The following is a 21522-nucleotide window of genomic DNA, read 5'->3' on the forward strand; positions in this document are numbered from 1 at the left end:
CTGAAATATATGCGCAAAAGAGATTGAGACACAACTATATCAATCGAATCTAAAGGGGAACAAATTGGATAAATGGTCGAGTATGGATCGCTTGTTCCACCGCTGTTGATTTCCGTGCATGACTTCACTTCCCGCAGAAGTCTTCGCCTTTCCCTCCAATCAACAGCTAGAATCAACTCTAAACATAACCTATATTCATCATACTAATGAAAAGATCCGAACGATGAATCGTTCGGATCTTCCTTTAATTAAAATACGTTTGCCCCAGCCTCTTTGTAATTAATGCAGCTTATGGTTATTAGGCATCTGAGGAGAGGCAGTAGCTTTTGCGAAACTTGTGATCATTTGCTGCATATCTTCTTTTGCAAGCTGCGGCACTTGATAATAATGATGTTTGTTTTGATAAAGAGAAATTTCATAAGCCATTTCAATCCAATTAGGAACACTGTCTCCGAATATTCGGCGAACAACAGGATTAGTTATTTCTAAAGCTGTCATAGTTAAAAGAGATGCTTGAGACTTGACTAGACCCAGCATATGACCTGAAATTCCTTTTTCATTAATTTCCTCAACGGACTGATTCGGCTTTTTAGGCTGCGAAGGCTTTAAGCCATAAACAAAGGTATGAGACTGCTTCATGTTATATACATGTGTAGAACCGGCCGGCTTTTGGCCAGTAGAAAAAGCTTCTACGATTAAATTATATTCATTTAAAATAAACTGATATTGCCGATCAATAATATCAAGCAGCTCTTGTTCTTTTACATATTGCCTAAACATCATAAACTGATCCATTACATTGATCGAGCCGGCAAGTGTTTCATGAACGTCAAATAGCTCATGCCCTCCATGGTTCAATTGAGGGGGGACAGCTCCAGTTTGCATGTTTGTAGGAAGTTCGTGATTATTCATACTAAGTCCTCCTTAAAATCGGTATCGACTATAGTCTTTAAACTTCTTCAAGTTTTATACTCAAACTTGATTTATTCATAAAATGTTGCTCTACATAACTTAATTTACCTCTAGTTAGTTAATTAAAGGGTAAAAGTGAAAGGGTTTTATAAAAAAAAAGCGAATATCAATAACAATTCACGATCTATAGATAGGGGAATCAAAAAACATGAATGAGCTGCTGTCATACTCAAGTGAATTAAAACATGAAGCAAATCAACTGGTGGTATCCAACCGTTTATTTAATTTGTTAAGAGAGTACGGTTGCCCGCTCTCAGGGGAGAGTTTTGAGTTAAATGTCATGACAAATCGCATCATTAATTTTTACGTAGGAAATGATGAAATGGATGAAGAATCTATTTTTCACATGGGGTATCAGCTTACAAAGCGTTTTCAACCTTATAAGATGATATTTGCTAATGAAAAAGGTAAGTATCAGTGGAGTGTGTATATGATTCAGAAGGGTGAAGAGTGGAAGCTTGATATTTCCGTGCTTCCAGAAAATATCGTGAAGGGCAAAGTTGAGAAACAAGTATTATTAAAATCACTTCTCACTGAAAAGAAGCGGGAATGTATTTTATTTTTCAAGCAGCAAAGCGGATATAATCGCTACTATACGAGTGATCATGTCTATAAGGCTGTGCTAGAAGATGACATTTACGATGATATGTCTTTTTTTATGTGGCTGCAAAAACAAAAAAAAGGAAATCAACAAACGTAAAAAAAGAGCCGACTGGGCTCTTTTTATGCATGTACGGATGTTTTTACAGGTAGAGCAGCTTTTAGCATCCAAATATGTTTTTCAATGTTGCCGATTGTTCCAATGAATAAGTCAGCTGTTACGTGATCGTGTGCTGCTTCAGCTTTTTCAACTGCGTTTTTTAAGTTTTTAACAAGTAGCATATAATCATTAATTAAGGTTTCTACCATTTCTTCACTCGTTTGCTCATTCCCATCTTCAGAAAGAGTAGCTGCTTGTAAAAATTGCTTCATCGTAGCAATTGGGCTTGCTCCAATGGCTAGTAATCGTTCTGCATATTCATCTATATAGTCCGCCGTCTCATTATAGAATTCTTCAAATTTTTCATGAAGCGTAAAAAATTGAGGCCCTTTTACATACCAGTGAAAGCGATGTAGCTTTGTATATAATACGTTAAAATCGGCAATTTGTTGGTTCAATACGTTTTCTAAATTCATAGTTAATAGCCTCCTAATGAGTTGTTGTTATCTTATGTTTATATTATATCAAATATCAAATTAAAATCAATACTTATTTATAATTATTATTAAATAATAATCAGAATGCTTTTAAATTGCAGTTATTCTCTTTAAAAACTCTAAAGATATGATAGGATAGAGCAAGAGTATTGAAAGGAAGAAGGGGTAGTCATGCATATTACACCAGAAGCAAAACAATTAATTAACAATATACTTGAAGAGCAGGAGATAACAGGAATTCGCTTGTATTTCAAAGGAATTAGCTGTGAAATCCCTAACATTGGGTTAGCTTTTGAAGAGCCTTTTGAAAATGATGAAATGTATGAAGTCGACGGAGTACAAGTAGCAATGGAAGCTTCTATTGTGCCTTATACAAATGAATTAATGTTAGATGTCCATACAACGCCGTACGGCCCAGGTTTAGCGTTAGTTGGAGCTAAAGAAGCTGAGTAAAAAATTTATGTAAGAGAAGCTAACAGGTTTGTTGTTTGTTTTGGTAAACCTTGGTTTACTTAATTCAAACGTTAGTGAAATGGAGGGGGACCTATGCTTCTTTCTCATCATGTAACGGTTGAACAAAGACAGCAAATCAAACGCTTTAAACAGCAAATACAAGACGCAAAAACGCTAGATGAGCGCCGTTTGTATCAAGCCCAGCTAAATAAATTTGTTGAGCGCCTATTTATTGAGAATCGCTTGCAGCGCAGCGGCGAACAATAAAAAACACCTAGAAAAGAAGCCTTCAAAGAAGGTTTCTTTTTTTTTTAGTAGATTATTATACTTTTACACCTTGTAATTATTCATTTTCTTATATATCGCCCTTTATCTATTTGAAATTCGGTTTTCTGTATGAATATAGCACTAAAAACGTGTAAGTGACTGTTAAATGAAAGCGCTTTCTGTTATAGTGAAGGTATAGAATTGTACTTGTTCACCTACAATGTTCATAAGGAGTGGTTTGTATGATTGAAAGAGGAAACTTCTTAATTGGTTTAGCGTGGGGAACATCTTTGAGCATACCTTTATGGATCGCCTTCTTTGGCTGGATAAAATTAGTTTGGCGCTTGCTTTAAATAAATAAAAACAAAAAAGTAAAAAACTTCAGTGGATATGCGCTGAAGTTTTTTTAAATAGTATAAATAGGTATTAAGAACTATTGAATAAATTGTATTTTCAAACGATAAGTAAATAAGACTACTAAAATATTATTTTTGGATTTTTTAGGATTCTAATGTTTTAGGTCTTATTACATAATAGAAAGCGGGAGTACAAATTGAAAAGCTATCGTTTAGTAAGTTTCTCTACCTTATGTATCTGTCTATTCGTTTTATTCATTTCACCTTTTCAAGACACATCTAGTGCATCAACTGATAAATATCAAAATTTCAAGCAGCTCTCACAGCACGAGTCTTCAGCTAGCTATAAAGTGACGACTAAAGAAGCGAAAAGCCCTGTCCTTATCTTTGCTCCACACGGTGGAGGAATTGAAGGCGGGACAAGCGAAATTGCCAAAGAGCTTAGCAAACAAAATGCTCTTTACCTATTCGAATCGTTAAAATCGAAAGGCTCGCGAGATCTGCACCTCACAAGCACTCATTTTGATGAGCCCACAGCGCGTAAGATGGTAAGCATGTATGATAATGTTTTATCTCTTCACGGATATTCCGGGAATAAAAAACATATTTTTGTGGGGGGAACTGATCGGGAACGTGCAAAAAAATTAACGCAATTATTAAATCAAAATGGATTTCCCGCGGAACTGATTACAAAAGGGCACGATGAGATTGCAGGCATTAACTCTAAAAATATTGCAAATAAAAATCGTACCGGCAAAAGTATTCAATTAGAGATTAGCCAACCGCTGCGAAGTGCTATGTTTCATTCATTCACTTCACAAGGAAGAGATTCGTCTAAAACTCAAACTTTTTATAAGTTTACAAATGTGCTTTCTACATTTGTTTCCACTTCTTACTGAATCCAAAAAAGAATGCTTTCGCAAGCATTCTTTTTTTATAAACTAGTTTTGCTATTCGTGACTTATAATAGGTTTCCAGTTAAAATCTTTTACATCTTGAACAGAAGGCTTTCTCACGTGCTGTAAGCTTTCTTTATTACATGCTCCATAAACTGTAAAATTTTGCTGAGCTTCTATTAAAGAAATAGAGTTAGCTCCTAGTTCATTGGCATTCAGCTTTTGATACGGATCGTCTTCCCAAAAACATATCTCACAAATATCATAGTCACCATCACTGTCTAACGATTGATAACCGCAGCAAGGGCACGTATACTTTTTCATTGTTCCTATCCTTTCTGTATGGGATTTTAAGCTAGAAAAAAGTCAGCCATCTTATTTAACTATTTTACTATATTCAAGGATAGTCTGAAAGAATATTCAAAAAATTACGCGGCACCTTACCTAGGATTTGTGAACATTTTATAACGAATTGGTGATAGTTCTTGTGAGATTGAGTGAAAAAGGAGTACACTTACTAGGAAAATAGATCGTGTTCGGAAACGTCTACATAAAAACATTTTTGGATATGATGAATGAAAAAAGAAAAAAGAGATAGGGAGTCATAAATATGAAAAAAATAATAGGTTTACTTTTAGCATGCTTTTTAGCTGTCCCGACAGTTAGTTTTGCTCATACACATGTGCAAACAACAGTACCGGAAAATGGTGCAACTGTTACAGCTCCTCTAAAAGAAATTAAATTAACCTTTGAAACACCGATTGAGAAAATTAGTACAATGACCGTTGCAAAAGATGGACAAAACATTTCACTTGCATCGCAAAAAGTAGAGGGTCATGATTTAATAGCTTCTGTTGATCAGCCTCTTGAAAACGGATCTTACGCAGTAAACTGGGAAATTGTAGGGGAAGATGGGCACGTAATAAAAGATTCGATTGCTTTTAAAGTAGATGTGAAAGATGAAGCAAAAGAAGAGAATACTCAAGCAGCCGGAAAAGATAGTGAAAAAAAGCAGGGCGCCACGCAATCCGAACAGCACCAAAAAAGTGCAGCAGCAAATGATGAAAAAACGGAGAACAATGATTCTTCATCGTTTTTTGTTATCGTGATTATTGCTATTGTAGTGGTGGTTGGAGCATTACTCTTAATCTTCAGAAAGAAAAAGGCTTAAAAAGATGAGTGTTTTGTTGCCTGTTTTTGAGTGGTTCACATACGTAGCTCTTTCCTTATTATTAGGATTTGCCGTACTGCAATATGTACCCCTTACAAAAAAGCCAACAATTTTATTATCAAAGCGATGGCTACTTGCAAGTGCAGCGGCTGTCGCTCTTTTTTCGGTTGGAAATTCGCTTGAGATTATTTTATCTTTTTCAAAAATAAGAGGGTTAGGTGAAACAGTTCGTCTTGTATTATTGGAAACACGAACAGGACACGCTTGGATTTTTGTTGTACTGATTGCTATTTTATGTATCGTTGCTGTTTCAATAGAGAGCCACCCTCATATGTATACATTACTGACTGTAGCCTTAGTGGGAGGAATCGCCTACGCAAGTCACGCAGCATCCGCTTCTGTGCTTAGCGGCATGTTGTCTCATTCCCTTCATATTTTAGCAGTTGGACTGTGGGGAGGAGTGGTTCTGATTGTTGCCGCTTTTTCAAAAGAAACCTCCAATTGGAAAAGTTTCTTAAGCTGGTTTACTCCTTTTGCGATCGCTTGTTTTGTGCTTCTTTCATTAAGTGGGTTCATTTCGATGGTTATTATCATGGGGCTGTCCAACTATGTAAATTCATGGGCTACAGATTACGGGCAATCTCTTTTGTTAAAGCATATTACGATTATTCCGCTGCTTGCATTTGCCGTCATCAATGGCTTTCTTATGAAAAAAGCGATAAAACATCCAGAATATAAGCCCGTGATGTGGATTCGAGCAGAAAGCATTGTTTTGCTGATCATTTTTTTATTTACAGCTATCATGGTAACGCAATCGCCGCCAACTAATATAAGTCATATGGCAATGGATTCATCGATTCTTCCGTTTATTTATGGGAAACAAGTGACGCTCCCTCTAACGTTTCACGTAACGGTTGTAGGTATCCTATTCTTATTTGTCGCACTGCTGTTTTTTGTGTATGTACTTATTTGTTTTTACAAAAAGACAGTATGGCTTAGCTTATTAAGTGCAGGTTTGTGTGTTTTTGCGTTTTATATTGCGATGATGACAAGTATTCAATTCTAAAAACAGTGAGAAATATCTCACTGTTTTTTTATTAGCCATTAAAAGCTGTGTTATCTCTCGGGCCTTTTCCCATAGAGGGAGGCATCGGCATTTGAGAATTAGAACTAGAAGCAGAACCAGAGCTGGACGTAGAGCCGCTTGGAGGCGATATATTTCCTGCGTTTCCAAAAATAACGATCCCGCCAGAAATGGTTCCAATTGAAATAGATTTAATATAAACAGACATTCTTATTCAACCTCTCATCTAGTAAAGAAATTCAGTGTACCATAGTATATGACCAGCTTGTCATTTTTGTATAGACGAGTTCAAAAAATAGGTAAAAGCTTAGAAGTTCAGGTTGAGAAAGGAAATAGTGTAAAATAAGATAGAACTTTGAAGGTAAAGTGTGCGGTGTCTGCCTAAAGTGTGTACACCACCTATTAAAAGAAGTAGAAAGGAACTAAGATGAATACGCAAAAAGGAATTCATTTTTCATTTAAAAAATTGTGGTTGTTAACAAACCCTCCGACAGGGAAGTTAGTCATTTCGTTTATACTGGCCTTAATCAATACGGGAGCTTCTCTTTCCATTCCTCTTGTTATTAAAGAAGTGATGGAGAAAATTTCAACAGGCGTCTCACCACAGCTTGTGACAGGACTTCTTGGCTTATTTGCTGCTCAAATGGTAACAAGCGCACTGTCTCTTTATCTCCTTGCTCAAGTAGGGCAAGGTGTTGTAAAAGAACTCAGACATAAAGTGTGGAACAAGCTCATAAAGCTTCCGGTTTCATTTTACGACCAAAATCGTTCCGGTGAAATGGTAAGCCGCATTACAAATGATACAACCATTGTGATGAACTTATTGTCAACAGAAATGATTGACTTTGTTAAAAATATTTTATCTATTATCGTTGCCATTGTTATTTTATTTACGCTTGATGTACCCATGACGCTCATTTTATTAGCGGTTATTCCCGTTATGTTTGTACTGGTTATGCCGCTAGCGAGAAAAATACATAAAATTTCACGTGAGCAGCAGGATAAAATGTCCAAGCTTACAGCTTTTTTAGCTCAAATGCTGAGTGAAATCCGCTTGATTAAAGTATCCGGTTCAGAGAAAAAAGAAGTTGATTCGGGCTTACAATCGTTTCAGTCACTCTACCTCTTCGGTGTTAAAAGAGCTAAAATTGAAGCCATCATTACACCGATTATTAGCACGGTAATGACTGCTGTTATGATTGCCATCGTCGGGTTTGGTGCGTACCGGGTGAGCGAGGGATTTATCACTGCAGGAGAGCTGGTGGCTTTTGTTCTTTACCTTTTTCAAATTATGGTTCCGGTTGGTTCACTTACCCGATTTGTTACGAGCTTTCAGCAAACTAAAGGAGCTTCAGAAAGAATTTTTGATATATTAGCTGAGAAAGAAGAGAACTATGAAAATGGAGAAGTTCTTGAACAGGTAGGGAGTTTAAGGTTCGATAAAGTTGCTTTTCAATATGAAGATAAACCCGTATTGCAGGAAGTTTCATTTTCTGCTAAAAAAGGAGAAGTTACCGCTTTTGTTGGACCTAGCGGAGCTGGGAAATCTACTGTTTTTTCGCTTATCGAACGCTTTTATGAGCCTTCATCGGGGCACATATTCTTGGATGGAACAGACAGTCAAAACGTCAACTTACGTTCGTGGCGTCACCTGTTTAGCTATGTTCAGCAGGATTCTCCGATTTTAGCAGGAACAATTCGAGAAAATCTCATTTACGGGTTAGAGAGGCATGTGACGGATGAAGAAATAGAAGAAGCAGCGAAGTTAGCGAATGCTCATCATTTCATTCAGTCCTTTGAAGCTCAATACGAAACAATGATTGGAGAAAGAGGTATTAATCTCTCAGGAGGACAGCGACAGCGTATTGCAATTGCCCGAGCACTGTTACGCAATCCCCAGTTTTTACTACTGGACGAAGCGACAGCTAGCTTGGACTCCGAATCAGAAAAGCTTGTGCAAGAGTCATTGGAAACGGTAATGAAAGAACGCACATCACTCGTCATTGCTCATCGTCTATCTACGGTCATTAATGCGGACCAAATTGTTGTAATAGAAGAAGGGCAAGTTACAGGAAGCGGAACGCATAAAGAGCTGTTAGCCTCTCATTCTTTTTACCGGCGTTTGGTAGAGCAGCAGTTTCAAACATCCCTATAGAACAAACAAAAAAAGACTGCTTTCGAGCAGTCTTTTTTTAGTTTATTTATTTAGCTTTTTAACTAATTCATCACCCATTAACTCAGAAGAAAAAGGATCTCGGCTTGTGACAATTTGATCATTTGCCCAAACAGCATATGCTTTTTTATCCATCTCAGGGATGTAATTAGCCACTTCACGAAGTTCTTGTTCTAAACTGTATGGTAAAAAGGGAAGTACTTCTTCCGGTTCAATTTCATCAGGATAACCGGTTACGTCTAGTCCTTTAATTAACAGTTCATCATCGGATCCTTTCAAGAAAGCAAACACAGAAGGTCCGTGACACTCAGCTGCTAAAATACCTCCGTTGTCGTACACTTTGTTCATAAGTGCATGCAAGTCCACATTTTTTGCTAAGTCAAACATAGCGCCGTGGCCGCCTACTACTAAGATAACGTCATAGTTCTCAGCATCTACTTCTTCAAGCTTCATTGTCTGATCCGCTCTTCCTGATTCATATAATTTCTTATATGTTCCATTTGGATCAAAGTCTTCTGAAATACTTCGAACGTCTACTTCCGGCTTACCTCCAAAAGGTGAGGCTAAATCAACGGTGTGTCCTGCGTTCTCAAGCTTCTGCAGCGGAGCAAATAATTCTTCTGCCCACCAACCTGTGTGATAATCTTTTTCTTCGTATCCGCTTGATAATACAGCTAACACTCTTGCCATGTTTATACCTCCTAAATGATGTAAAACGTATAGTGATACATATCATGTACTTATTGTGAACTGTACCCTATATAAAAAAGGTTAAACAATGGCAAGTTATGAAAACGTAGCATGAACCATAAACAAAACCAAAAAAGAGATAGCAAATTTAAGATGCCACTTTTTATCTGTACGTTTATAGCGCTTCACACCCATCACAAGCAGACAAGCTAGAACAGCCATCGTGATAATTCCTGAAAAGTACGTAAAATTTGCTTGAAATCCTTTTATCAAAGCCATATAACCATGTAAAATAATCAAAGCAGTTGATATAAGGGCAACGGGAACGTGCCACTGACGAACGTACTTGGCTAAAAACTGAATAAGCGGTTTTAACTCAAACTTTCCTTTTTTAATTTGCGATATCGGTTTCCATTTTAATAATAAAAAGATAGGATAAATAGCTAAAGCTGCAAAGAAACCAATTCGTGCGATAGAACCAAGCTCTTTAAAATTCCCTTCGTATATTTTAGAATCAAGCGGAAGGGAATGTTTATAAATAGGGACGTAAATAAGCCCTGCTACAACTAGTAAAAAAGAGATAGTAAAGATAAAGATCACTTTTTTACGCTCACTTTTATTTTTGATTAACGTCTGTAGCCATGATTTTTTAGCTGGAGATTTAGCGGAATTCATTTTCTTCCTCCTTGGAAAAAACTAGTTAGTATCAGTATGAACTTTTTTTCTTAAAAAATCTTTAAAAATCCTTCTTTTTTAAAAAAATTCATTTTTTTCTTTGCAATACGCGTTATAGTTAAACAAAGGGTTTAAAAAGGAGATGAATACATGAAAAAAAGAATAAGTATATCTATAATCAGTCTTTGTTTACTTTTAACAGCCTGTGGTCAGGAACCTGCTCAAAGCACAAATGCTGAGCAGCCAAAACCGTTGGACGTAAACCTTCAAGGCCCAGAGGCGTTACAGAAAAATGAAAGCGGTATCTACAAAGCCGAAGTTACATATGGAGACGAAAAAGTAAAAAATGATGACGTTGAGATGATTGAATTTGAAATAGAGAAAAAAGATGGCGAAGGGAAAGGGAAGATGTTAAAGCCGAAACAAATAGGAAAAGGTGTATATGAGATACAAACATCTTTCTCTGAGCCTGGCACATATACCGTGCAGTCACATGTTTCTGCAAAAGGGACGCATAACATGCCTCTTATAACCGTTACGGTTAAATAAAAGAAGTCAAGGATGCTAATTCCTTGGCTTCTTTTCGCTTAGTATGTCCGTTAAATTCCCATTCTACAAGGGGAAAAGGTTATTTGGAATAGGATGATGTTTTCTATCATCAATTAAAGTAATACACTGAGCCAGCTGTTCAATCCCTCGTTTGATCGTATTCTTATTTACTTGTGAGATGCTTAATCGGATAAGAGTGTCTCGTTTATATTCTGGTAAAAAAAATCTAGAAGCATCATCAACATATATGTGCTGCTCGTTTAGCATGTGGACAATCTGTTTTGCTTTCACATGCTCAGGCAAACTAATGGATAAATAGAATCCTGAAGGTGGCTTAGAAAAATGTGTATGAGCGGGCAGCAGTGAATCACATGCTTCTACAAGAGTTTGCATTTTGGTATGGTATACCTCTTTTATCTTTTTAAGATGACTAGTAAACATGCCGCTTTTTAAATAAATTTCAAGAGCACCTTGGGAAAGCGCTGAACTATTAAAATCTGAACTGAATTTATAGCGTAAAAAGTTGCTATTCATTAACGAAGGAAGCACGATAGCAGCAATGCGTAACCCAGGAAGAAAAATTTTCGAAAAGCTTTTAATATAAATGACTCGTCCAGAAGGATTAAAAGAAAATAAAGGATCTGATTTTGCATCGGGATCAAGGTCGCCCAAAAAGTCATCCTCGACTATATATACATCGTATTTTTCGGCCAGCTCCACGATTTTTTTCTTCTCGAAATTTGTATAACAATGTCCAAGAGGATTATGGAATCTTGGAATAATATAGAAAAATTTTATGTCATTATTTCGAAAAATGTACTCCAAACGATCAAGATCAATCCCTTCCATCGATAGCTCGATCCCAAAAGTAGTAGTTTGGTGCAGGGTAAGAGACTCGATAAAACCGAAATAAGTGGGCTGTTCAATCAGGATATTATTTTTTCCATTTGGAAATGGCATAGAAACTAATAAGTGAAGAGCTTGCTGAGACCCAGATACAACAACTAACCTTTCAGCTTGAGTGAACACCTGTAGGCTCTGCAAGTGTTTCACTAACTGTACCCGCAATGAGTAAGAGCCTTGTTGATCAGAGTATGTAAAAAGCTCTTCTTTGTAGTGTTCAATTGCTTGGTTTATACAATGCTGAAATTCAAGATAAGGCATAACGTTTTTATCTGGACCAGCAGACAAGAAATCAATCACTTCGTTTTCATTCGTCCTATGTTGAAATTCTGCCACAACGTAGTAGCCGCTTTTAGGAACAGAATAAATTAAATGCTCTTTTTCTAATTCGCTGTACGCTTTAATAACGGTATTCTTGCTGCACGAAAAATGGTGGGAGAGTCGGCGAACAGAAGGGAGTTTACCACCTGCAATAAGCGATCCATTTGCTAGGCCAAGCTTAATTTCTTCCATGATTTTTAGATATTTCAAACTCATAGGTCCTACTCCTTTAATTTGTACCCGTACAGTTAGGTAAAAGAATGATTTATTTTACTAGTTGTCCTGCGCTATCCTTTTAATTATATCAGAACTTTTTTTAGAAAAATGGTACAGTTCTGAAAAATAAAAAGACAGGGGTAGGGTAAGATGCAAAAAGAAACGAGAGAGAAAATCGGCTTATTGTTAGGGGTAGTAGGCGTTATCTGTTTTAGCTTAACCCTTCCTTCTACAAGTGTTGCAGTCGAGTATTTCGGAACGACAGTCGCCGGTTTAGGAAGAACAGCTATAGCTGCTATCTTAGTAGCTGTGATATTGATTGTACGAAAAGAAAAATTTCCTTCTCTTCGCCAATTTAAAAGTCTGCTGATCGTTGCTTTAGGCGCAGTTTTAGGGTTTCCTCTGCTCACTTCCTGGGCAATGAAATCATTGCCTGTTTCTCACGGAGCGGTTGAACTCGCTCTTTTACCATTAGCCACAGCCGGTTTTGCGATGTTTAGAGGAGGTGAACGTCCTTCTTTCAAATTCTGGATATCAAGCATGATTGGTTCTGCAGCTGTTATCGTGTATGCTCTTCACCTCGGATTTGGTCAACTGCAGTTTGCCGATGCCGCTCTACTAGCAGCGGTGCTGATACTTGGACTGAGCTACGCAGAAGGAGGGGTGTTAGCAAGAGAATTAGGCAGCTGGCAGGTAATTGCTTGGGCCATTATCATCGGTGCGCCATTTTTTATGATTCCAGTGGGACTAAGCATTACAGCTGAAATGCTTCATGCGCCTTTAAAAGCGTGGGTTAGTTTGATTTATCTATCAGTCGTGAGTCAATTTTTAGCATACGTTGCTTGGTACAGCGGGATGGCTATGGGGGGAATAGCCAGAGTTAGCCAGGTTCAATATTTGCAGCCGTTTTTAATGATTCTGTTTGCAGCTCTATTTCTAGGCGAATCAATTACACTTTTTACTCTTGCTATAGCAATAATTGTTGTCTTTTCGGTTGTACTAGGCAAAAACGCCTCGGTATCAAAAAAAGAAGTGCATCCCCAGAAAATGATGAATAAAGACGCTTAACTAATATGTAAATTTGTTACATTAAAACAGCATGCTCTATTTCCGTTAGCAATCGGCAGGTTCATTCAGTCTCCTGTTTTTCTATGTAAGTTTCAAGAGCCAAAAGATAAGAAATGAATGAATTTCCTATGTAAAAAAGGTATATAACGGTTTTTTTTCACATAGGTTGAACATTATACAAGAACTTGTACACCGAAAAAATACAATTAGACAAATAATTCGTATTGGGCTTGTCATATACATAGAGAGAAGAGGTAGTGATGAAAAAGGACGGGAGATAGAGGAGATAACGAGATGAACACTTTTTTAAAAGGAACGTTTATTCTAGCAGGTGCTGCCTTTGCAGGAGAGTTAATTGAATTTCTTGTAAATATGGTACTTGCTAGAGAATTAGGAAGGGAAGGCATGGGCATGTACATGACTGTTCTTCCTATCATTTTTCTTATTGCCACCGTAGCCAACTTAGAACTGCCTATTTCTATTTCTAAATTTCTTGCTGAACATCATCGCAAAGAACATCAGCATATGATGAAGCATGCCACCATTTTTGCGACTGCTGTGAGCTTGGGGATCTTTTTTATTACACTGGCCGTATTAGCAGCCTTTCCATTTTTCAGTCACTATCATCCTTACTTGAAATGGGTTGTACTATGTTTCATTCCGGTTGTTTCATTTTCAGCGGTGCTTCGTGGATATTTTACGGGTAAAAATAATATGACGACCATCGCTGTGTCTAATTTTATTCGCAAAGCCTTTCAGCTAACTATTTTATTTGTTGTTTTTCAAATGTTCGCTTTCACAGATGTTAAAATGTCTCTGTTTATTGCGATTTGTACACTGATTGGAACCGAAGCTGTTATTTTGCTTTATTTTTTTATCACGTATGTTACTCAGTTAAGTGTTTTATCAAGAGGGCACAGGCCTCTGCTTTCTCCAAGTGAGATTCGGAAAAAGCTGTTAGGCGTCTCACTTCCGACCACGGGACTGCGTTTATTTAATGCGGTATGTAATGCTATTCAGCCGTTTTTAATCAAACACGCGCTCGTTTTATCGGGCATGACGTTAACCGGGGCAACGCAGCATTTTGGTATGCTAACAGGGGTAGCGATGTCGATCGGCTTTTTTCCGGCTTTCTTTGCTCACTCTCTTTTAGTAGCACTCATACCTGCTGTATCTGAAGCTCATGCGAAAAATCAGGAAGAACAGCTTCAAAGACTTTTGACTCAAAGTATGCAAATGACATTTTTATATGGGATTCCGTCTATAGTGGCGATGTATTTCTTTGCTGAGCCGCTTACTAACTTGTTTTTTCATTCTACAGAAGCCGTGTACTATCTAAAGGCTTTATGGCCGTATTTTCTTTTTCACTTCTTTGCCGTCCCGCTTCAAGCTTATTTAATTGGACTCGGCTATGTAAAAGATGCTTTTTATCATACGATTTGGTCTCATATTGTCTCTTTTTCCCTGATGTTTTTCTTAGGATCACAAACAAATATTGGCATGCAGGGAATTATTATCGGGATGAACTGTGGCGTGGTTGTTTTGACCGTTCTGCATTATGTAACGATTTGCAAAGTCATTAACGTTTCCTTTTTTTCACTTAAGCATAAAACGCATTTATCTTAAAAAAAACCTCCAACAGTGAAGTTGGAGGTTTTTTGGTTACCAGTTATTCATAATTGAGCTAAACAGTGTAGCAGGGTCTTGTCCGCCGCCGCCTGATAAGTATTTCGTTGTTTGCGTAGAATTAGCATTATCAAAGCCAGCGTGGATAGAAACGACTGCATCATCGGTATACCCGACAAACCAAGCATCTTTGACGTCGTTGGTTGTACCGGTTTTACCTGCAGCATCTCGTGAAGAACGAGCGTTAACACCTGTTCCATAGCTTTTTTCAATTACGTCTTGCAGCATGGATGTCATTGTATCCGCATTTTCTTCACTCATTACTCGCTCTGTCTGAATGTCTGGCTTTTTCACTTCACCGTCGCGCATCTCAATTTTTCGAATTGCGTACGGCTTAGTCATGACGCCTTTGTTAGCGAAGGTTGTATATCCTTGTGCTAACTGAAGGGGAGAGAACGTTGTCGTCGTTCCTCCAAGAGCAAGCCCTAATTTTGACTTATCGTCATCTTCAAGAGGAAGTCCAGCTTTTTCCATGAATTTTGCGCTTGTATCAATACCAATTTGTTTTAAAAGCCAAACAGCTGGAACGTTAAGTGAACGAGTAAGTGCTTCACGCATTGTCACATGCTTTTGATATTCACCTTCTGCGTTTTTAGGGCTATATCCACCGCCAAAGTCTTGTCGTTCGTCACTTAAGAGTGAAGTTGGTGTATAATCTCCAGTTTCTAAGGCTGGACCATATACGGCTAAAGGCTTAATAGCTGAACCAAGCTGATAGCCGCTTGTAGCACGGTTTAAGCCGTTTCGCTCATAGCTGCGTCCTCCATACATCGCTGAAATCCCACCTGTTTTAGGGTTGACAGCTGAAATCCCAACCTCTACTTTACTGTTGATGGCATCATCTCGGAACGTATGATTTGCTACAGAGTTATTAATCGATTCCTGTAAATTAGGATCTAAATCTGTATAGATGGCATAACCACCCTTATAAAGGTCATCAGCAGATACGCCATATTGTTGAGCAGCTTCTTTAATTACATAATCAATAAATGCTTGATTTGAGTTCGGTTTTTTAACCGGAATACTAGGCTCGACTACACGTTCATTTAACGCTTGCTGATACTGAGTATCGCTAATAACGTTTTGGTCATGCATCAGTTTCAATACAACGTTTCGTCGGGCTGTTGCTTTTTCTGTACTATTGCTTGGTGAATACGTACTCGGCGCTTTTGGGAGTCCTGCTAAAAGCGCAGCTTCGCCTACGGTTAAATCTGATACAGGCTTATTAAAATAAATCTGAGAAGCTGCACCAATACCGTATACACCGCTTCCGAAATAAATTTGATTTAAATATAATTCCAAAATTTGATCTTTTGTAAATTGTCTTTCTAAGCCTAGTGATAGAAACATTTCATCTACTTTACGTTTAATGGTCTTATCACTAGATAAGTAAAGATTTCTTGCTAACTGCTGTGTAATGGTACTTGCGCCTTCAGCTTTACTCATTGTTACAATGTTCTTAAAAAGGGCGCGGCCAATACCTTGTAAATCAATCCCAAAATGCTTGTAAAAGCGACGGTCTTCCGTTGCAACAAACGCCATTTTTACATAATCGGGAATTTCATTGCTCGAAACATTTTGACGGGGAACAGTTTTATACAATTCGTCAATCTTACGGTCATTTTTGTCATAGACTACCGTACTTTGAACCGACTGCAGTTTCGAGTAAGATAAATCAGCCGTTTGCTGAAATTGCTTTAATACATAGGTAACTCCTAGCATTACAATTAAAACAACGACTAAAAAGGCTAAAATAAATTTCCTCATGTTGGTTCACTCCACTAAGTAATAATTCCATGTTCACACATAGCTACATTCTTCGTCTTTACAAGGTCGTTATGTAAAGAATGCTGAAGTTTGTTGACCCATTCAATCTTTTAACAAAGAGATGGGTGATAAAGTATTAACGTTTACAAGCTGACGCGCTAAGTTTAATAAAGGCTATTATTCAAGTGCAGGTAAGTTTTTAGGGTATAAGACGATTGACATAAATAGCTCTTTACGCAGTTATTTTTTGCTTACTCGCAGATGCTTCGTTTTTTTATTAAACTGAAACAAAGTGAAATACAATCATCTGAACTTAGTTTACCCATAAATTTGTGTTTGTCAAATAAAGTCGTATAAAGCACCATTCGGGGCTTTGTTCCCCTTTATGAAAAACCAAGGGGGTATTTTACGTTCTGTTTCTCATAGAAAAAAGTTGTTATAACACGTATAAGAAATACGATTTAGTACGCTCGGGTATAAATGCTGATATCTGTTGAAAGTAACGAAATAAAGCAAAAATTAACTAATTTATCAGACTAGGGCACTTTTTATACGAAGGAGGACGGGCGAGTTTTAATTATTATCCACCTTTTGACGGGAGCACTTAGATAAAAGTGGAATATTTCTTTACCCGCTGTAAGTCAAACGAATTAAATACCTAGCTGCATATGAGCAATGGCCATATGAAGTTATTCAGTATTATGTGATACTGCCAGCAAAACATACAGGTATTTCTTTGACAGTAGTTCCTTTACAAATGCTTCGAAAGTTCTTATAATAAAATTATCTTTAATTCGAGATATTTAAAAGGAGTGGATATACGTGAAACATATTTTTAAAAAAGGAACGGACGAGACGAAACCGACTTTATTGCTGTTGCATGGTACAGGAGGTACAGAACAAGATCTGCTCCCTGTTGCAGATATGATTGATTCCTCTTGCTCCGTATTATCTGTAAGAGGAAATGTACTAGAAAACGGAATGCCCCGTTTCTTTAGACGTTTACAAGAAGGAATATTTGATATAGAAGATTTAATTGAACGTACAAAAGAACTTCATCAATTTTTAGATGAAGCGGCTGAAACATATTCATTCGACCGACACAATATCGTAGCTGTAGGCTACTCAAATGGTGCCAATATTGCAGGAAGTTTGCTGTTTCATTATGAGAATTCTTTAAAAGGGGCGGCTCTTCTTCATCCGATGGTTCCAAGAAGAGGAATTGAAGTGCCTAAGACCGACGCCTCTATCTTTATCGGCGCAGGTACAAACGATCCTATTTGCCCAGCATCAGAAACGGAAGAACTTTCTGCTCTTTTAGAAAAAGCCGGAGCGGACGTACAGGTCCATTGGGAATCATTTGGACATCAGTTAACACGAACAGAAATTGAAGCAGCTGAAAAATGGTATCGGTCAAAATTTTAATTTCAAAACTTTCCGCACTCGTGCGGGAAGTTTTTTTATTTTCAAAAAACAAGGACAGTTATCATACAAAAGATAGATATAAATGGTAAAAAGTACTTTTTTTACTGAATGAAGGGAAATTTTATGATATCATTTTATTTCCGGTATATCCTTGCAGAACAGCTATTTTTATGTAAAGTATCAAATTATTTTAAAATTCCTGGGTTCTATCACAAAAAAATGAAACCAAAGTCTGAGTAAACCGTTATAATAAATGCAGGATTTAAATTCAAAAGGATGGTTAAAAGCATATGACTCGTTTTTTTATTGTTTTACTTTTCGTTCTAATGGTTATATGTGTATATACCATTATTTCGCAAACCCTTTACCGTCGCTATCATTCATCAGTCATAATAAAAGGGGCAAAAAAGCATAAAATAGCTATAACATTTGACGATGGGCCTCATCCTGTTTATACGCCAAAAATTTTGGACTTGTTCAAACTGCATGAAATGAAAGCTACTTTTTTTATTGTGGGAGAACTAGGGGAAAAACACCCGTCTATTTTAAACAGGATGATTGATGAAGGACATGAAGTAGCTATACATCATCATCGTCACGTGAGTGCATGGACGCAAACACCTTGGCAATTAAAAAGACACATTCATCAATGTGCACAGGTTATAGAGAAAGTAACAAATCAAAAGCCGCTTTTTTATCGTCCGCCGTGGGGACATTTAAATATGAGCAGTTTATTAATGGCCAAGCCATATCACCTCGTGATTTGGACAGGAATCTTTCAGGATTGGACACTAAAAACAACGAAAACGGCATTAGTTCAAAAACTAATGCGTAAAGTAGAAGATGGAGCCATTTTTGTTTTACACGATAATGGAGATACCCCGGGAGCAGATGAAAAAGCACCTGAAATGACGATTGCGGCGTTAGAAGAATTTTTACCTTACTTAAAACAGCAAGGGTATGAAAGTATAACCATGCAGCAATTGATGAATCAATCGTAAATAGAGGAGCGAGCAGTGGACTTAACAATTATTTCTCAGTATATACATTCCTATGGTTATATTGTTATTTTACTTGTACTTTTTTGTGGGATCGTTGGAATTCCAGCGCCTGAAGAATCATTTTTAATATTATTAGGCATGTTTATTGCCAAACATCAGCTGAACTTATACGAATCATCTCTTTTTGCTTTTTTAGGTGTTATAACTGGAATGCTTACTGCTTACGGGCTAGGAAGGTATGCAGGAACCCCATTTTTTGATAAATACGGAAAATACGTAGGGTTAACCAAAGAGAAAATTGAAGCGGCAAGCGGCAGCTACCATAAATATGGGATATGGACCATTTTATTTGGTTTATATATTCCAGGCTTACGTCAAATTAGCCCATATATGGCAGGAATAAGTCGCTATCCGTTTTTGCTTTATTTGCTGTTATCGGTGGTAGGCAGTCTAGTATGGGTCCTTTCTTTTCTCGTTCTAGGTTACTATGTAGGAGACCGGATTCATATTTCGTATATCATTATGGGAGCTGTAGCTTTTTTTGTTATTTATTTACTTATAAAAAGAAAAAGAAACCGAAAACGTCTTGAGAGGAGGGATGGTCAATGAGGAAGGTTCTGTTCTTGCCGCTTTTTCAGATGCCATCTGGTCATCACCAAGTAGCAGACGCCGTTATGGATGCCATCATGGAACGTTTTTCTCACGTTATTTGTCAAAAAATTGATTGTTTAAGCTATTGGAGCAAACCGCTTGAACAAATGATTTCATCGATATACATGAAATGGATTTCTGTTTTTCCAAAGCAGTTTGAAAAATTTTATTACGGGCATGTATACAAAAAAAACGACCATACGATGGATGATTTTGTCGTGAAAAAGTGGCCGATTATCGAATATCATATGAAGAAATTAATTGATGCAGAGCAGCCCGACGTCATTGTTTGCACACACAGCTTTCCTTCCTGTGTATTAAGCGGCTTAAAAGAAAAAGGAATCATTGATCTTCCTATTATAAACGTATACACCGACTTCTTAGTAAGCGACGTATGGGGGAAAAATGGAATCGAGCTTCACTGCGTGCCTGATCAGGATACGAAAGCATTTCTACAAAACGTTCACGGTGTAAAAGAGTCTTCTATTTATGTAACGGGCATTCCCGTTCATAAAGCGTTTTTAAAAAGACGGATTGACCATCTCATGCCACAGAAGCATATCCTGATTGCCGGCGGAAATTCGGGCCTTGGGAATGTACGCAAAATGCTTCAGCAGCTTCCGCAAAACTGTACGTATATGTATTATGTGCTGTGTGGAAAAAATAAAAAGTTGTATCAAGAACTAGTGAAACTAAACCACCCGAAAGTTAAAGCGGTCCCGTATGTAAAATCAAGAGAGAAAATGAATGATTTATATGAAGGAGCAGATGCCATTGTCACAAAAGCAGGAGGCGTTACAATTAGCGAAGCCCTTCATAAGAGACTACCTATTTTTATTCATTCATCTCTTCCCGGTCAAGAACAAATTAACATTGAATATCTAAAAGAAAAAGAGCTGCTGATACCGCTTAATGATGCTGAAGCCTTTGAACAGCAGCTTAAGAACATTTTAGAAAATGATGTGAAACGAAACCGGTTGATAAAACGAATGGACGAATATGTAGACAGCTTAGAAGTAAAAGTAGATCGCGTGCTTGCAGATCACTTTAAGCTGTATCGATATGAGACAAGTCAAAATCAATTTTAAGCAGAACATTGGTTATTTCTTTTTACATTCGATAAACTAACTGTAGATATAACATCTGTAGAAGGTTAAATGAAGTAAAAGGAGATTATAATATGAACTCAGTTATTGAAACGATTTTAAATCATCGTTCTATTCGCAAATATGAAGACAAACCATTGTCGGAAGAGCAAATTCAGACGATTGTAGAAAGCGCACAGGCAGCTTCCACATCAAGCTATATTCAAGCGTACTCCATTATTGGAGTAAAAGATAAAGAAACGAAGCGAAAGCTTGCCCAATTAGCAGGAAATCAGCCTTACGTAGAAACAAATGGACACTTCTTTGTATTTTGCGCTGACTTTCATCGTCATGATGTCATTGCAGAAATGGAGAAAAAAGATTTATCGACAGCGCTCGAAAGCACAGAGCAGTTCATGGTAGCTATTATTGACGTTGCCCTTGCTGCGCAAAATGCAACGCTTGCTGCTGAATCAATGGGACTTGGAGCTTGTTATATTGGCGGTTTGCGTAACGAATTAGAAGAAGTAAGCAAATTGTTAAAACTGCCTCATCATGTAATCCCGTTATTTGGTCTAACGGTTGGACATCCAGCGGGTATGACGGATAAAAAGCCGCGCTTACCATTTAAACATGTGTATCATGAAGAAACATATGAGCCAAACCATGAGCAGACGAAAAAAGAATTAACGACGTATAACGAAGAAATTTCTGCTTATTACAACGAACGAACAAATGGCAAACGTCAAGACACATGGACTGGTCAAATGGCTGAAATGCTTTCCAATCCTAAGCGTATGTACATGAAAGAATTTGTTGAAAAGCAAGGATTTAATAAGAAATAAAAAGGCTGGGACAAAAGTAGTTTAGCCGAATTGAAAAGCGAACCGCTCATCAGAATCTTTGATGAGCGGTT

23 protein-coding genes are annotated in these 21522 nt (G+C 37.4%); 15 read left to right on the plus strand and 8 right to left on the minus strand.

The genetic code is table 11. The annotated features are described in order from the left end of the window. Window positions 1-279: 279 nt before the first annotated feature. Window positions 280-912, minus strand: a complete 633-nt coding sequence (locus ACH6EI_RS09325; protein WP_028412794.1) for a spore coat protein — start codon at window positions 910-912, stop codon at window positions 280-282. A gap of 208 nt (window positions 913-1120) precedes the next feature. Here ACH6EI_RS09325 and ACH6EI_RS09330 point away from each other — a divergent pair, with 208 nt between their 5' ends. Further along, on the plus strand, window positions 1121-1672 hold the full coding sequence (locus ACH6EI_RS09330; protein ID WP_033579460.1) for a hypothetical protein: 552 nt from the start codon (window positions 1121-1123) through the stop codon (window positions 1670-1672). Window positions 1673-1695: 23 nt separating this feature from the next. Here ACH6EI_RS09330 and ACH6EI_RS09335 read toward each other — a convergent pair whose 3' ends face one another. Continuing rightward, the gene (locus tag ACH6EI_RS09335; protein ID WP_099331116.1) at window positions 1696-2148 is read right to left on the minus strand and encodes a Dps family protein; all 453 of its coding nucleotides are present in this window, start codon (window positions 2146-2148) and stop codon (window positions 1696-1698) included. A 192-nt stretch (window positions 2149-2340) separates the two neighbouring features. Between ACH6EI_RS09335 and ACH6EI_RS09340 the strand changes: the two genes are divergently transcribed. The 3 genes from ACH6EI_RS09340 to ACH6EI_RS09350 all read left to right on the plus strand — a co-directional run bounded on the left by ACH6EI_RS09340 (window position 2341) and on the right by ACH6EI_RS09350 (window position 4144). Then, window positions 2341-2622: a hypothetical protein gene (locus ACH6EI_RS09340; RefSeq protein ID WP_013057684.1), complete on the plus strand. Its 282-nt coding sequence runs from the start codon at window positions 2341-2343 to the stop codon at window positions 2620-2622. A gap of 93 nt (window positions 2623-2715) precedes the next feature. Beyond that, window positions 2716-2889, plus strand: a complete 174-nt coding sequence (locus tag ACH6EI_RS09345; protein WP_013057683.1) for a hypothetical protein — start codon at window positions 2716-2718, stop codon at window positions 2887-2889. 553 nt (window positions 2890-3442) lie between these two features. After that, on the plus strand, window positions 3443-4144 hold the full coding sequence (locus ACH6EI_RS09350; RefSeq protein ID WP_098113300.1) for a poly-gamma-glutamate hydrolase family protein: 702 nt from the start codon (window positions 3443-3445) through the stop codon (window positions 4142-4144). Window positions 4145-4195: 51 nt separating this feature from the next. Here ACH6EI_RS09350 and ACH6EI_RS09355 read toward each other — a convergent pair whose 3' ends face one another. Beyond that, window positions 4196-4465 carry a CPCC family cysteine-rich protein gene (locus ACH6EI_RS09355; RefSeq protein ID WP_098113301.1) on the minus strand — a complete coding sequence of 90 codons (270 nt, stop codon included), beginning with the start codon at window positions 4463-4465 and terminating at the stop codon, window positions 4196-4198. A gap of 286 nt (window positions 4466-4751) precedes the next feature. On the opposite strand from ACH6EI_RS09355, the gene ACH6EI_RS09360 reads away from it, so the two are divergent. Together ACH6EI_RS09360 and ACH6EI_RS09365 are read left to right on the plus strand one after the other, a co-directional pair. Beyond that, a complete protein-coding gene (locus tag ACH6EI_RS09360) occupies window positions 4752-5312 on the plus strand; it encodes a copper resistance CopC family protein (RefSeq protein ID WP_049165347.1) in 561 nt (186 codons plus the stop codon). A 4-nt stretch (window positions 5313-5316) separates the two neighbouring features. After that, window positions 5317-6378, plus strand: a complete 1062-nt coding sequence (locus ACH6EI_RS09365; RefSeq protein ID WP_223546155.1) for a copper resistance D family protein — start codon at window positions 5317-5319, stop codon at window positions 6376-6378. Between the two features lie 31 nt (window positions 6379-6409). Here the strand turns inward: ACH6EI_RS09365 and ACH6EI_RS09370 are convergent, their stop codons facing one another. After that, window positions 6410-6604, minus strand: a complete 195-nt coding sequence (locus ACH6EI_RS09370) for a hypothetical protein (protein WP_099331115.1) — start codon at window positions 6602-6604, stop codon at window positions 6410-6412. 219 nt (window positions 6605-6823) lie between these two features. Here ACH6EI_RS09370 and ACH6EI_RS09375 point away from each other — a divergent pair, with 219 nt between their 5' ends. After that, window positions 6824-8551: an ABC transporter ATP-binding protein gene (locus ACH6EI_RS09375; protein WP_099331114.1), complete on the plus strand. Its 1728-nt coding sequence runs from the start codon at window positions 6824-6826 to the stop codon at window positions 8549-8551. Window positions 8552-8593: 42 nt separating this feature from the next. Here ACH6EI_RS09375 and ACH6EI_RS09380 read toward each other — a convergent pair whose 3' ends face one another. Both ACH6EI_RS09380 and ACH6EI_RS09385 read right to left on the minus strand, forming a co-directional pair. After that, a complete protein-coding gene (locus ACH6EI_RS09380) occupies window positions 8594-9259 on the minus strand; it encodes a type 1 glutamine amidotransferase domain-containing protein (protein ID WP_098113304.1) in 666 nt (221 codons plus the stop codon). A 96-nt stretch (window positions 9260-9355) separates the two neighbouring features. Next, complete coding sequence (locus tag ACH6EI_RS09385) at window positions 9356-9934, minus strand: hypothetical protein (protein ID WP_098113305.1); 579 nt, start codon at window positions 9932-9934, stop codon at window positions 9356-9358. A gap of 150 nt (window positions 9935-10084) precedes the next feature. Between ACH6EI_RS09385 and ACH6EI_RS09390 the strand changes: the two genes are divergently transcribed. Continuing rightward, window positions 10085-10483, plus strand: a complete 399-nt coding sequence (locus tag ACH6EI_RS09390; RefSeq protein ID WP_028412805.1) for a FixH family protein — start codon at window positions 10085-10087, stop codon at window positions 10481-10483. A gap of 63 nt (window positions 10484-10546) precedes the next feature. Here ACH6EI_RS09390 and ACH6EI_RS09395 read toward each other — a convergent pair whose 3' ends face one another. Further along, window positions 10547-11923: an aminotransferase-like domain-containing protein gene (locus tag ACH6EI_RS09395; RefSeq protein ID WP_028412806.1), complete on the minus strand. Its 1377-nt coding sequence runs from the start codon at window positions 11921-11923 to the stop codon at window positions 10547-10549. A gap of 150 nt (window positions 11924-12073) precedes the next feature. Here ACH6EI_RS09395 and ACH6EI_RS09400 point away from each other — a divergent pair, with 150 nt between their 5' ends. Together ACH6EI_RS09400 and ACH6EI_RS09405 are read left to right on the plus strand one after the other, a co-directional pair. After that, window positions 12074-12991: a DMT family transporter gene (locus tag ACH6EI_RS09400; RefSeq protein WP_028412807.1), complete on the plus strand. Its 918-nt coding sequence runs from the start codon at window positions 12074-12076 to the stop codon at window positions 12989-12991. Between the two features lie 294 nt (window positions 12992-13285). Further along, window positions 13286-14617 carry a polysaccharide biosynthesis protein gene (locus ACH6EI_RS09405; protein ID WP_013057669.1) on the plus strand — a complete coding sequence of 444 codons (1332 nt, stop codon included), beginning with the start codon at window positions 13286-13288 and terminating at the stop codon, window positions 14615-14617. Window positions 14618-14653: 36 nt separating this feature from the next. Here the strand turns inward: ACH6EI_RS09405 and ACH6EI_RS09410 are convergent, their stop codons facing one another. Beyond that, complete coding sequence (locus tag ACH6EI_RS09410) at window positions 14654-16444, minus strand: transglycosylase domain-containing protein (protein ID WP_028412808.1); 1791 nt, start codon at window positions 16442-16444, stop codon at window positions 14654-14656. Between the two features lie 822 nt (window positions 16445-17266). Between ACH6EI_RS09410 and ACH6EI_RS09415 the strand changes: the two genes are divergently transcribed. From ACH6EI_RS09415 to nfsA, 5 genes are all read left to right on the plus strand, one after another. After that, window positions 17267-17869 carry an alpha/beta hydrolase gene (locus ACH6EI_RS09415; protein WP_033579450.1) on the plus strand — a complete coding sequence of 201 codons (603 nt, stop codon included), beginning with the start codon at window positions 17267-17269 and terminating at the stop codon, window positions 17867-17869. A gap of 290 nt (window positions 17870-18159) precedes the next feature. After that, window positions 18160-18870: a polysaccharide deacetylase family protein gene (locus ACH6EI_RS09420; protein ID WP_098625840.1), complete on the plus strand. Its 711-nt coding sequence runs from the start codon at window positions 18160-18162 to the stop codon at window positions 18868-18870. 15 nt (window positions 18871-18885) lie between these two features. Continuing rightward, complete coding sequence (locus tag ACH6EI_RS09425) at window positions 18886-19479, plus strand: DedA family protein (protein ID WP_028412811.1); 594 nt, start codon at window positions 18886-18888, stop codon at window positions 19477-19479. Beyond that, window positions 19476-20609 (plus strand): MGDG synthase family glycosyltransferase, encoded by a 1134-nt coding sequence (locus ACH6EI_RS09430; RefSeq protein ID WP_028412812.1) that lies wholly within the window; start codon window positions 19476-19478, stop codon window positions 20607-20609. The genes ACH6EI_RS09425 and ACH6EI_RS09430 overlap by 4 nt, the downstream gene beginning before the upstream one ends. Window positions 20610-20701: 92 nt before the next feature. Continuing rightward, a complete protein-coding gene (gene nfsA, locus ACH6EI_RS09435) occupies window positions 20702-21451 on the plus strand; it encodes an oxygen-insensitive NADPH nitroreductase (RefSeq protein ID WP_028412813.1) in 750 nt (249 codons plus the stop codon). Window positions 21452-21522 lie beyond the last annotated feature (71 nt).

The sequence above is a fragment of the Priestia sp. JSM ZJ58 genome (genome assembly GCF_044383985.1).
Taxonomy (GTDB): domain Bacteria; phylum Bacillota; class Bacilli; order Bacillales; family Bacillaceae_H; genus Priestia; species Priestia zanthoxyli.